We start from the raw sequence: 13478 nt of genomic DNA on the forward strand, positions 1-13478 counted from the left end.
TTTTCTGCCTCCCCTGCCCTCGCCCCCGCTCCCGCCGCCCCCCCCCCTCTACCCCCACACCCCGCCCTTCACGCTTGGTGGCCCCCGCTCCAGCAATCACCGCAAGGGCAGCCGGTTATTGAGCTTGGTCACCTCAGCCGCATCCCCTTCCAGGCCAACCCGCACGCTCGCCCCTTCGCGCTTGAACCCGGCCGGCATAATCAGCTCCACGGCCGTCGTCCGCGGCGATAGATCCAACGGCGCCTCCAAGGCAGGCACCACAACCCGCGCCACTTCACGACCGCGCGCATCTTCCAGCACCGCATAACCAGCACCAGTGCCCACATGCCCCAGGCTGTGCACGGTCAACAGCACACGCTCACCGTCGATCTTCAGATCGCCGCGACCAATGCCCAGATCCGCGCGCGTTTCCACCGGCGTACCCGGCGTCACCAGCTCGAACTCGAATACCTGGCTCTGCTTCGGCGCGAACCGCAGTTGGGTACCGACGCTTTTCTCCAGCAACACCTCGCGAACCTCCGCCTTGCCGTCGATCACATCATCACCATCGCGATCCACGCCACTGCGTACACGCCAGGTACCTGCGGCGATATTCCATCCCGTCATGGTCGCGTCCAACGGCGTGTTACCGAGGTTGTAGGCGATCACCTTGAAGCGCTCACGTGACGGCGCATGCACCAGCAAGGCGACCTGCTCGGCACCATTCGACTGGGCGAACTGCCAGCTGACGGTATGCCCCGGCCAGCTCTGGTTGCGCTTCAGGCCGATACCGCCCAGACGCAGGCGCTGCAGGAACTCGCTCGGTGCTTCGACGCGGTCGCTCCACCAGTGGCCTTCGGTGTTCATGTACTCGCGCTGTGCCTTGGCCTGGATGCCGTCGGCGTGCAGCGCTTCCAGGTACTTCTTGTCACCGGTCTGCTGCCAGGCGCTGATCGCGGCGAAGCCGCTGCCGCCCTTGTCGGCATCGGCCACCAACTGCTTGCCCCAGTCCTGCTGCCTGCCCAGCACATCGACATAGTTCTCGCCGAGGTTGGACAGTACGCCCGGCCCGCCGCGCACAACGCGGTAGTCCAGCGCCTGCAGGTATTTGGCGTCGCCACTCCAGCGCCACGCGGCCCAGAAGGTATGCATCAGATCGCCACTGCCCGAGCCCTGGTTCAACTCGCCGCCGCGGGTCTTTCCCGTGGCCCAGTTGATTTCATTGGGCAGGGTGAAGCGTCCCTTGTCGTCCTTGTAGGCGTGGGCCAGATAGCCGTCGGCCAGGCCGGTGACCAGCTTGCGGCCGGTGGGATCTGCGTTGTATTCCCCGATCAGGAAGGCCGGATGCAGCGCCGGGAACGAGTATGGCTTCTGCCATTGCCAGTTCGGCTCGCGGTAGACCTTGTTGCCACCAAACCAGTTGCTGGAGAACAGCAGGTTGCCCTGCGGGTTGCGCAGGATGATGCGCTCGTCGAAGGCCTTCACCGTCTCCATCAGGCGCTCGACTGTGAGCGGATCGCCCCAGTTGAGGTAGAGCATCGCGCTGTTGGTATTGATGCCCTCCTCGTAGGCGTGCAGCTCATCGGTCTCGATGGTGCTCAGGCCATTGGAGAACATGCCGTTGCGGTAAACCGCATCGGAGAGTGCGGTCAGCGAGCGGTTCAGGCGTTCGGGCTCCACGCCCATCAGTGCCAGTCCCGGCCACTGTTGGGTCAGGTCGCTGTCGTCGGAGATACCGCCGCCGAAATCACCGTAAGCGACCTGCCGGTTCTCGATCCACCAGTCGACAAAGCGACGCACGTACTTCAGGTCTTCAACCTGGCGGAACGCCCACAACGGCACGCCCTTCGGCGCCTGCGGCTGCTCGAACGGCGGCTTGCCCTGGCTGTTGTAGCTGATGTAGTTCCAATACAGGCGGCCCAGCTCATGGTCCGGATCGACCCGCAGCAGATCACTCAGATCGGCATAGACGCGCGAGTACAAACGCTGGCGCTTGGAGGTGGTGTGCTCCTCGACCAGGAAGCCCCAGTTGTCACGCACCTGGTTGAAGCGGTCGGCAACATGCTGCTTGATTGCCTCCTTGCGGTCCTTGAACACCAGCCGCACTTCGGCACCGTCCAGCGATGCGGCATTGAAGCCTGGCGCAGCCGAGGCCACCGAGATCCACAGGCTGTCGGCGGTGAGGATACGGTCGCGCAGGTCCAGCCACAGCGTGCGTGCTTCACCCGGCTTCACCGACACCGAGACATCGATCATGTCGCGCGCCGGCCAGATCGGGTCCTTGATGCGGATGTTCAGCGGGATCAGCCCGTCATGCGTCGCCGGCAGGTCCAATGCGGGGATATCGATCGCCACGCCATCCATGCCGTCGTACATGTTCTCCCAGCTGTGCGCCCAGCTGCGGATCAGTGGCTGTGCTGCCGGTGCGTCGCCGACGCCGGACGGAATCAGCACATGCACGATCGGCATCGGCTTGGCTGGCAGGCTGTCGGCAGCGCGCTTGCGCGAGCCTGCGCCCTTGGGCAGCGCCATCACCGTGCTGCGCTCATCCGGCGCGAAACGGCCGTCGATGTAGTCGCGTAGGCTGGCGATGTTGGTGTAATCCGGCAATACGCTGCTGTCGATCTGGTAGCGCTGCTTGACCGTGCCTTCCGGCTCGGCCGCGTCGCTGACCTGGTAGCCCCAGATCTCCTGGATCGGCGTTTCCTGCGCGGTGTTGTGGAAGTGCAGCGTGCCACCAACCTGGTCGGCGAAGCTGTCCACGCTGCGCACCACGCCTTGCGGACGCTTGAACAGGGTGCCGGCCGAGCCTTTCAACTCGCCGTAGGCGGCACCGCGGATCTCGATGCGATTGATGTGCTCGCCTTCGGGAACCGTCAGGTCCAGTTGCTGGCCACCTTCGACATAGGTGTTCCAGTCCGGCAGCTGGAAGTAATCATTGCGGCCGGGCAGGCGCGAGCGGTTGTAGACGCCGGGCCAGGTGGTTTCGGCGATGCCGTCGGTGCCTTTCCACATCCACTGCAGCTTGTCCTTCACATCGGCGAACTCGACCTTACGGATGCTTGTGGTCTGCGCGCTCAGTGCCGGCGGTGCGGCACCTTCCCAGCCATAGCGGTGCCACCAGGCGCGTTGCGAGGCGCTGCCGCGCTCGGCGCTGCGCGGCTCGGCATTGCGCGCAAGCGCGGCAACACCGGCGCCATCGAGCATGCGGTCGTAGACGCGGATCTCGTCGAAGTCGCTGCCACGCAGGAAGTTGTAGCGGCTCTGCACCTGGTAGGGCGCCATCACCCGGCCGGCGAGACCGAGCTGGTCCAGCGCTGCGTCGTAATCACCGGTGGTGGCCGCCTGCGCGACCTCGCGGCCATCAATGAACAGCTTGACGCCCTTGTCCTCGTCCCAGGCGAAGGCGATGTGCTGCCATTGTTCGGGCGACGGATTCCTGTCGAGCTTGAACGAGACGCGGGTGCGGGCCAGGTTGGCATCGGTGACGAAGGCATCGAAGCCGTGCCCATTCCAGTCGATGCGCAGCCAGGCCATGTCCCAACTGCTGTGGTCGGCGTAGCCGACGCGGAAGATCACGAACGGTGCTTCGCCCACTGCATAACGCGAGCGCCAGAAGAACGACAGGGTGCCGCGCTCGGCCTGGATGTTGCCGGGTGCATTCCATGACAGCACGCCGTCGTCCTGCCACTGGATGGCGCGGCCATGCGCGCCATCGTCGACAAGGCTGACCTTGTCCTGGAAGTTCGGCGTGGCATCGCCACCTGCGCTGTCGGCGACGAAGCCCTTGTCCGCCGAGACGCGGAACAGCAGCTCCGGCGATTGCGCGACGGCGCTCAGCGGCGCCAGCAACAGGCCCAGCACGCAGGCGAGGTGGGTGGGACGCAACACGGTTTTCTGGTTCATTGTCTAACTCGTTCCAAATCGGTTGACTGCAACTGCCTTACCCTCATCCGGCCCTTCGGGCCACCTTCTCCCGGGGGGAGAAGGGTCAGACTTCACGTTCGCTCCGGCATCTTCCGCCCATGCCGCTGCGCCCACTTCGGCCACTCCCGTTCCAGCAACTGCTCCGGCCACACGCCATACCAGGCATAACCTACCCGCCGTTCGTTCGGAATATCCGCGAAGCGCGCCACACGCTCGCCCTCGCGGTTGACGAACATCGGACGCCCCTGTTCCAGATCGTAGAAGCGTGCCCACAGCCGTGCGCCTGCCAAAGGTTCTACAAGCACGTCCTTGCCGCTGGACTGCTCCGGTGCCTCGACCTTGCGCATTACCAAGTCCGGCAAGGCATTGGCCTGCAGCCACTGCAGGCCGGCTTCAATGGCTTCGATGGTCTGCAGGCTCGGCTCGGGCTGGCGCATCAACAGCCGCAGCACGCCTACCGACTCGGATACGGCAAGCGATGGCAGTTCGTAGGAACGCGCCTTGGCCGGTTGCAGGCTGACCTCGTCGTATTGCGCTGCCCAGATGGAAAGCCGGCCATCCATGCGTACCTGCGTGGCCAATACATTCTGCAGACCGCGCTGCAAGGCGACATTGGCCTTGCCCGCATAGTCCGGCGGCAAGCCCGCAACCGCGGGCACGCCCTCGGCGATGTCCCGCAGCAGATCCAGCACGCGGGTCATCGCGTCGTCGTTGAAGGTGATCTGGTGCCGGTACAGCGAGCGCTCGGGGTAGTACTGCGGCCAGCCGCCATTGGCGTATTGCGCGGCCAGCAGATAGTCCACGCCACGCTGCGCGGCGCTCAGGTAAGCAGCGTTGCCGGTGTCTTTCCATACCTGCAGCAGGTGGCGGATTTCACGCGTGGTCGACTTGTTGTCGATATTGGCGTCATCCAAGCGATCCGCTGCCTGCAACGCCGCGCGCTCGTCGGCGCTGAACACATGCTGGTAGTCCACCGCCTTGCCCTGGTACTGCTTGGACCAACCGCCGGAGGCGGTCTGCAGCAGCAACATGTTCTCGGCCTCTGCTTCGGTGCGCGACGTGGCCGCATGCGCCGCCGGGAAGCTCCAGCCCGCGCTGATCAACAGCGCTGTCGACAACCATAATCGCCTCATCGCATCCTCCGGCGCGCACCGGGACGCCAGCGTGCTGGCATCCCGGTGTTACTGCATTGGCCGTGCGTATGTTTCATCTCAGAACTTATAGCGCGCGCCGAGGTAGTACTGGCGACCGGTAACGGTGTAGCGGTCGGCCATCTGCCGTGACGAGTCCACATAGCGCTCGTCCGGGGTGTCGAGCAGGTTGATCGCCTCGAAGGTCAGCGACAGCTTCTTGTTGACCTTGTACGACATGTTGAAGTCGACGTTGCGCACGCTGTTCTTGCCGGTCACATCCGGCGTTGCGAACTGGTTGCCGTCCAGGTCCCAGACGCTTTCCTGACTGAGGATCTCGCCGATGTAGCCATCACGGTAGCTGGTGGATACGCGGGCGCTGAACTTGCCATCGTCATAGTACAAAGTGGCGTTGTACGAATTCGGCGACAGGTTGACCAGGTCGTTGTCGGTGAAGGTGGTGGTGATGCTGGTATTGCTGTTGCCGGCCGAGCTGAACATGTATTTGATGCTCGACTCCACATGCGTGTAGTTGAGCTGGATGCCGAACTTGCTCCAGATGCCGGGCAGGAAGGTAAACGGCTGCTGGTAGCTCAACTCGTAGCCCTTCAGCGGGCCGCCCGGAGTGTTGTAGTAGCTCTGCACGTTGAACACGGTGTCGGCGGTGAAGCCAGCCGGCAGCAGGTCCAACGAGTAGCCCATGTCGCCCCAGGTGGTCAGCAGGCGGGTGCGCTGCACGTAGCTGTCGATGTCCTTGTAGAACAATGCAGCAGACAGCAGGCCGCCATCACCGAAGTACCACTCCGCGCTCAGGTCGTAGTTGGTCGAGCGGAACGGATCGAGCTTGGGATTGCCAAGGTTGATCGCGAACACGCGGCCATCATCGAAGTAACCGGTAGGGCCGCCGCTGACGCTGGGTGACAGGTACGCCAAGGTCGGTCGAGCCATGGTCTTGGCCGCACCGAAGCGCAGCACCACGTTCTCGGCCACGTCCCAGGCCAGGTTCAAGGATGGCAGCACGTCCTGGTAGCTGTGGTTGACCACCGAGCGCACCAGCGAGCGTTCACCGGCGGCAGCCGTCGCGCTGGCGACACCGAAGAACGATTCGCAGTTGGCCGAGTTGTTACCCGACGTCGCTGCGTTGCACGGCGCCCAGCCCGAGGCGTTGATCTGGGTGTTGACCACGCGCACACCGAGGTTGCCGCGGAAGGCGCGGTCCCACAGCTCGGTATTGAAGTCCAACTGCAGGTAGCCGCCGAGGCTGCGCTCATTGACTTCGAAGTTGTTGTTGGAAGCACCGAAGTGACCAACACCAGCCAAGCGGTAATCGCCGCCCTGCACGCCGGTATCGCAATTGCAGTTGATGTTGAGCAGCTCGGCGATCTTGCCGAAATCCGGGATCAGCCAACCGTTCGGCACATTGCCGGACAGGTTCTTGCCGAAGCCGGTCAGCGTGGTGCTCAGGTCACCGACGCTGACGCCCGCCGGCAAGGCCTGGGCCAGGCGGCCGTAGCTGATGTGGCGGTATTCCTCCGACTCCATGTCGTAGTCCTTGTAGGCAAGGCCGGTACGCAGGGTAAAGGTCGGGTTGATGTTGAACTGCAGGTCGATCTTGGCGGTATCGAAGGCGTTGTTGACGTAGCTCGGGTTCAAGCGCACTTCGCTGATGTTGCTGCCGCGTGCGGTGCCGTTGCTGTTGACCGGTACCGCGCCATAGCCCAGCCACGACCATGCCGCCGGGTCGTTCAAGGCAAACGGCAAGGTCATGTTCGGCATGTCGCCGCCGTTGCGCATGTCCATCACGAAGCCATCGACATTGCTGTTGTCGAAGCTCACCAAGGAGAACACCGGGCGCTCATAGTCCGAGCTGGAGTGGCCGAGCACGGCCTCCATCTTCACCGCATCGTTGAAGTGGTGTTCCAGGTTCAGGCTGTACTGCTGGAAGGTGGTCGATTCCTCGATCAGGCTGGACTCGGTGCGGAAGTCGACGTTGTCGAACACGCCGTAGACCAGCCGATTCTGCGCATCCACTTCGGCCTCGCGCACCACGATCTGGGTCTTGCCACCGAGGTTGGCGGCGCGGTGCAGGTTGGCGCCGATGGAATCTTCGCGCTGCTCCTTGTCCAGCTTCGAGTACATCGCATCGAAGCTGAGCAAGGTGTCATCGGAAACGCGGAACTGGAATGCACCGGTGACGCCCAGCCGCTCGATCTCATGCGCGGTGCGGATGTAGCGCGGATAGCGCGGAATCCAGGCATTGGTCGCGGTCTCGTAGGCGGCGATGTTCTCCGGCGTATTCGCCGGGCGCGGCAAGCCGTTGCCACAATGGGTCCTGCTGATGCCATAGCTGCCCCAACCGTTGTTGCGGTCCTGGTTGGCCTGGCTGCCGCTGCCAGCCGGGGTTTCATTCGAGGCCGGATTACGCGGCGTCTGCGGGTTGTAGCCCACCGGCGAACAAAAGCCATAGGTGCCGTTGTTGGCGGCGGTGGCCTGGTTGGAGTTGCGGTGGTTGCCGTGCTCCCAACGCACCGGGTTGTAGCCTTCCTCGTAGACGTTGCGCTTGCTGTACGAGCCCGACAGCAAGGCACCGAAGCGGCCATCGGCCCAGGTGTTGCTGATCAGGCCGGAGAAACGCGGATCGAATTTTTCCGACAGCTCGCCATAACCGGCCTGTGCCGATGCCGAGGCCTGGAAGCCGGCGAAATCGAACGGACGCGAACCACGCAGATCGACGGTGGAACCCAGCGAGCCTTCATCCATCTGCGCCGACTGGGTCTTGTTGACCTTGACCTGGCTGAAGAGCTCGGAGGCGAAGGTATTGAAATCGAAACCACGGCTGCGGTTGACGCCACTGCTGCCGTTGCCGGCAGTGGCCAATGCTTCCAGGCCGTTGAGGCGCACGCGGGTGAAGTCCGCACCCAGGCCACGGATCGAGATGCGCTGGCCTTCGCCGCCTTCGCGATCAATCGATACGCCGGCGATGCGCTGCAGCGACTCGGCAAGATTCTGGTCGGGGAATTTGCCGATGTCCTCGGCGAAGATCGCGTCCACCTGCTCGGTGGTGTAACGCTTTTCGTCCAGCGATTTCTGCAGGCTCTGGCGGTAGCCAGTGACGTTCACTGCATCCAGCTGGGTGGCCTCGGCGGCCGCTGGTGCGGACTGGGCGAAGGCAAGGGGAGCAGTCAATACCGAAGCAATGGCGGTTGCCAACAAGGTAACCGGTGTCTTTCCAAAACGGCGCTTACGATCCATGCGGTTGGCTCCTTCCCCGGGTGGGGAATCAAGCGGACTGAGAAGGGTGTGGGGTTGTCCCTGGCGAGTACTTCAAAGGTGCTGTCGGGCCGTTGCGGCCGCGCGTGGACAGCCGTCAGGCCATGGCATGACCATGGCCTGCGGAGGATGAAAGGGCAGGGCCGGAGCTGCGGAGAGAGTGCGCTCCGGTCCCTGCCAAACAGCGGCTATCAGAACTTGTAACGCAGGCCCAGGGTGTACTGGCGGCCGGTCTCGCTGTATTCCAGCGGCAGCGACAACGACGGGTTGGACACCCACGATTCCTGTGCTTCGTTGGTCAGGTTGGCGCCTTCCAGGCTGATTTCCAGCTGGTCACTGATGCGGTAGTGGATCGACGCATCGAGGAAGGTGGTGCCGCTCTGGCCGTGCACGCCGAGGCCTGCGCTGTCGAAGCCCTTTTCGGTGCCCGGCACCTGGATCAGGTAATCATCGCGGTTGGTTGCCGACACGCGGCCCGACCAGTTGGTCCCTTCGTAGAACAGGGTGGCGTTCCAGGAATTGCGCGACAGACCGGTCAGGTCGGCCTTCTGCGCCATCACGCCGGTGGAGGTCACGTACTGGATCTTCGAGTCGACGTAGGTGTAGTTCAGCTGGGTGCCGAAGTTGGCCCACTTGCCCGGCAGGAAGGTGAAGGGCTGGGTGTAATTGAACTCGACACCGGTCAGGTCGCCACCGGGGGTGTTGACCGGGGTGCTGAACACGAACTCGTCATTGACGGTCGCGTTGAGGTTGTCGAGCAGGCTCGCCGGCAGGCCGCTGGTCGAGTACACGCGGCTTTCGCGGGTTGCCTGGATGAAGCTCTCGATGTCCTTGTAGAACAGGCCGACGCCCACCATCGCACCTTCGGCGAAGTACCACTCAAAGCCGAGGTCGGCGGTCTTGGCGCGGATCGGGTCCAGGGTCGGGTTGCCGCCGCTGACGGTGCGCGCACTGCCGCTGACGCTGACGGTGACGCCCGGGGTCAGGCTGCCCAGGCCCGGACGCGACATCACCTTGGCGGCGCCGAAGCGGATCAGGAAGTCCGGGGTGATTTCCGCCACCACGTTCAAGGACGGCAGGAAGTCGTTGTACTCACGGCTGACCGTGGTGCTGATCGGCGTGCCGCTGGCCGTGGCGATACCGGTCGAGGTCTGCTTGGTCTTGACGTAGCGCCCACCGATGTTGCCGCTGAACGGGATCGAGCCGATGTCGAAACCGAACTTGCCCATCAACCAACCACCGCGGTCCTGCTCCTGCACGCTACGGATGCTGGCGGCATAGTCGGCCAATGCATAGATACCTTCGCCGCTGAGCACACCGAATTCATTGGCAATGCCGTTGAAGTTCGGCACCACCCACTTGCCGGGCGAACCGGACATGCCGTTGAGGCTGGCCAGCTCGGTCATGTTGACCGGAACAACCCGGGTGCCGCCGGCAAAGAACGGCAGCGAGGTGGCTTCGTTGCCGACGCGGCGACGCTCCATCGAATCGAAGCTGAAGTTCTTGGCCTGGATACCGCCTTCGAGGGTGAAGGACGGGCCGATCAGCCAGGAGAACTCCAGCTGACCGTTGTCGAAATCATTGGTGACGTAATTCTCGCGCAGACGGATGGTGGACAGCGTCCAACCGGTGGGATCGGTCGGACTGACGCCGTAGTTGAACACCGGCTTGTTCGGGTTGCCACGGTAGTCGTAGCTGTAGCCGTTGACGTTGAGCTTGTCCATCATGATGGTGGCCTGGATCGGGTTCTCGTGCTTGGAGCGCGAGGTACCCACCTTGCCGGTGATGGTGAAGTTGTCGGTCAGGCGGTGTTCGCCATCGAGGCTGAGCTGGTAGAACTCGGTGGTCCATTCGTCGTGGCGGTTTTCCGCGCGGATGTCGACGTTGTCCATTTCCGCATAAACCAGTGCGCCATTACGCACTTCACCGTTCTTGACGACGGTCTGGCTCTTGCCATCGGCCGACGACTTGCTCAGGCCATTGGCCTCGATGTACTTCTCATCGCGGGTGGCGTCGATCTTGGAGTACAGCGCATCCAGGCTGAAGGTGGTGCGGTCGCTGGGCTTGAACTGCAGCGCGCCGGTCACGCCCAGACGCTTCTGGTCATGCTCCATCAGCGTGTAACGGGGGAAGCGCGGCGTGTACACCTTGTCACTGCAGACAGCGGGGAAAGGTGCCGTACCGGTAGAGCAACCCGCGAAGCCAACACCATTCGGATTGGCGGTGTTGGTGGGCGTATTGGCCAGCGCGTTGGCCCAACGCACCGTGCCGCTACCCTCTTCAACCGTCTCACGCTCGGAGTAGGCAACCGACAGCAGCGCGCCGAACTTGCCATCGGCCCAGCTGTTGGCGATCAAACCGGCAAAGCGCGGCATCGCCGATTCGGAGGCATCGTTGTACGAGGCCTGCACGTTGGTGACGATGGTCAGGCCGTCATAGTCGAACGGACGCGCGGTGCGCAGGTCGACGGTGGCGCCCAGCGAACCTTCCTCGACATCAGCCGATGCGGTCTTGCGCGCGATCAGCTGGGTGAACAGGTCGGCGGCGAACACATTGAAATCGAAACCGCGACCACGGTTGGTGCCGCCCTGGCCGTCGCTGCTGCCGACGGTGCTCAGTGCTTCCAGACCATTGATACGCACGCGGGTGAAGTCCGGGCCCAGGCCACGCACCGAGATGTTGCGGCCTTCGCCGCCATCACGGGTGATCACCACGCCGGGAATACGCTGCAGCGACTCGGCCAGGTTGCTGTCGGGGAACTTGCCGATGTCCTCGGCGACGATGGCGTCGACAATGCCGGCTTCGCCGCGCTTGATGTCCAGCGCTTTCTCCACGCTGGCGCGGTAACCGGTGACGGTCACTGCATCCAGTTCGGTGGCAGCGGTGCCGCCGGTGGCCGGCGCGGACGCATCCTGGGCCATGGCAACGCCCGCCTGCAGGGCCAAACTGATCCCCAACGCGAGCAAGGTAACCGGTGTCTTTTTCTGCGAGTTACTTGGTTTCATGTGCTTCCCCTCTCCAAGGTTTGCAAGCGATGCAGTGGCTCCGGCTTGTGCTTTGCGCTGGATGACACCGCTGGTCAAAACGGAAAGTAACAGCTGCGTGGAGAGGGAGCATCTTGCAGTGCAGCAGGACTCAAACAGGGCGGAAACCATTGTCTGATGGACATGAGGGGACGGTAACACGGGCAACCGGAGGGACAGCGGCGAGCAAATGACACCGATAGTCAATCAACCGTGCCATGATGCGCGCCGATTGACGAGGAGACAGGAATGGCGATGATTTCCCCCCGTGTTGTCTGTTTTGGTGAGCTGCTGCTGCGCCTGGGCGCGCCCGGCAATCAACTGCTGCTGCAGTCGCCCACGCTGGACGTGCATGCCGGCGGCGCCGAGGCCAATGTCGGCGTGTCGCTGGCGCACTTCGGCCACGACGTGGCGATGATCAGCGTGGTCGCCGACAACCCGCTGGGTGCGGCGGTGGCCGGTGAACTGCGCCGCCACGGCGTGGACACCTCGCGCGTGCGCCGCAGCGACGGCCGCATGGGCCTGTACTTCCTGACCACGGGGGCCGGCCACCGGCCCAGCGAAGTGGTCTATGACCGCGCCGACTCGGCCTTTGCCAGCGCCCGTGCCGACAGCTATGACTGGCCGGCGCTGCTGCAGGGTGCGCAGTGGCTGCACCTGTCCGGAGTCAGCCCTGCCCTCGGTCTTGAAGCCGCGCAGGCCACCCTGGCCGCCGCACGCGCCGCCAACGAGCGCGGCATCAAGGTGTCCTTCGACGGCAACTTCCGGCCCAAACTCTGGGAACGCTGGGGCGGCGACGCCAAGGCGATCCTGCGCGACCTGTTCGACTGCGCGCACATCGTATTTGCCGACTACCGCGACATCGGTGTGGTGCTGGGCGGCGAATTCCACCAGCCCGAACCGCAGGCGCGCGTCGATGCCGCGGCAGCGATGGCATTCGCCGCCTTCCCGCGCCTGCAATACATGGCCTGCACGCAGCGCACCGCGCACAGCGTCGGCCACCATTCGCTGGGCGCGATGCTGCTGGGCCGTGATGGCACCCGTGCATTGGCACCGGCCGAAGAGCTGACCGATATCGTCGACCGCATCGGCGGCGGCGACGCGTTTGCAGCCGGCGTGCTGCACGGCCTGATCGAAGGCATGGATGCGGAAACCACGATCCGCTTCGGCCTGGCCGCTGGCTGCCTGAAGCATTCCATTCCCGGTGATTTCAACCCAGTCGGCGTTGCCGACGTCATGGCCCTGATGGGCGAAGGAAAGTTCGATGTCCGGCGCTGATCCGCGCGTACGCGCAGTGCTCAAACTGGCCCCGGTGATTCCGGTGTTCACTCCCGACAATGTCGACGATGCGGTGCAGGTCGCGCAGGCCCTGTTCAACGGCGGACTGCCGGTGATCGAAGTCACCTTGCGCACCGCAAACGCGATGGATGCGATCAAGGCGATGGTCGAGGCCGTGCCGGATGCGGTGGTTGGTGCCGGCACCGTGCTGACCCCGGCGCAGATGGAGAAGCTCAAGTCGGTGGGCGGCCGCTTTGCGGTGTCGCCGGGCGCTACCGACACGCTGTATGCGGCGGCGCGCGATACCGACCTGCCTTTCCTGCCAGGTGTTGCGACTTCGTCCGAGTTGATGCGTGGCCTGGAGCAGGGGCTGGATACGTTCAAGTTCTTCCCGGCCGTGCAGGCTGGCGGCGTGGGCATGTTGTCGGCCTGGAATGGCCCGTTCGGCGATGTGCGGTTCTGTCCGACCGGTGGCATCAGCGCGCAGACCGCATCACAGTTCCTGCATTTGCCGAATGTGCTGTGCGTGGGCGGCTCGTGGTTGACCACGCGTGAGCTGCTGCAGGCGCGCGATTGGGCTGGGATTGAGAAGCTGGCAAGAGCTGCGGCGGTGTTGCCGGGTTGATGCTGGGATTGGGGATTGGGGATTGGGGATTGGGGATTGGATCAAGATCAAGATCAAAAGCTGACCCCTCCCCAACCCTCCCCTTGCCTTCGGCAAAGGGAGGGCGCTGAAGCTGCAATTGCGCAGGATGCTGCAGGCCGCACGAACCACCCCCTCCCTTGCGCAACGCGCAGGGGAGGGCCGGGGAGGGGTGCTGTTGCTGTTGCTGTTGCTGTTGCTGTTGCTGTTGCTGTTGCTGTTGCTGTT

6 protein-coding genes are annotated in these 13478 nt (G+C 63.8%); 2 read left to right on the forward strand and 4 right to left on the reverse strand.

Translation table 11 applies throughout. The features are described from left to right. Positions 1-96: 96 nt before the first annotated feature. The 4 genes from ACVOLV_RS00545 to ACVOLV_RS00560 all read right to left on the reverse strand — a co-directional run bounded on the left by ACVOLV_RS00545 (position 97) and on the right by ACVOLV_RS00560 (position 11311). A complete protein-coding gene (locus tag ACVOLV_RS00545; RefSeq protein WP_481552685.1) occupies positions 97-3885 on the reverse strand; it encodes a LamG-like jellyroll fold domain-containing protein in 3789 nt (1262 codons plus the stop codon). Positions 3886-3977: 92 nt separating this feature from the next. Next, the gene (gene pelA, locus ACVOLV_RS00550) at positions 3978-5039 is read right to left on the reverse strand and encodes a pectate lyase (RefSeq protein ID WP_481552686.1); all 1062 of its coding nucleotides are present in this window, start codon (positions 5037-5039) and stop codon (positions 3978-3980) included. Positions 5040-5117: 78 nt separating this feature from the next. Then, positions 5118-8288 carry a TonB-dependent receptor gene (locus tag ACVOLV_RS00555; protein WP_481552687.1) on the reverse strand — a complete coding sequence of 1057 codons (3171 nt, stop codon included), beginning with the start codon at positions 8286-8288 and terminating at the stop codon, positions 5118-5120. A 209-nt stretch (positions 8289-8497) separates the two neighbouring features. Further along, a complete protein-coding gene (locus ACVOLV_RS00560) occupies positions 8498-11311 on the reverse strand; it encodes a TonB-dependent receptor (RefSeq protein ID WP_481552688.1) in 2814 nt (937 codons plus the stop codon). 273 nt (positions 11312-11584) lie between these two features. Here ACVOLV_RS00560 and ACVOLV_RS00565 point away from each other — a divergent pair, with 273 nt between their 5' ends. Both ACVOLV_RS00565 and eda read left to right on the forward strand, forming a co-directional pair. Further along, positions 11585-12607, forward strand: coding sequence for a sugar kinase (locus ACVOLV_RS00565; protein ID WP_303748149.1), 1023 nt, complete (start codon positions 11585-11587; stop codon positions 12605-12607). Continuing rightward, entirely contained in the window at positions 12594-13232 is a 639-nt protein-coding gene (gene eda / locus ACVOLV_RS00570; protein ID WP_303748148.1) for a bifunctional 4-hydroxy-2-oxoglutarate aldolase/2-dehydro-3-deoxy-phosphogluconate aldolase, read from the forward strand. The genes ACVOLV_RS00565 and eda overlap by 14 nt, the downstream gene beginning before the upstream one ends. The last annotated feature ends 246 nt before the right edge of the window (positions 13233-13478 follow it).

It is taken from the genome of Stenotrophomonas sp. STEN023, from assembly GCF_056760135.1.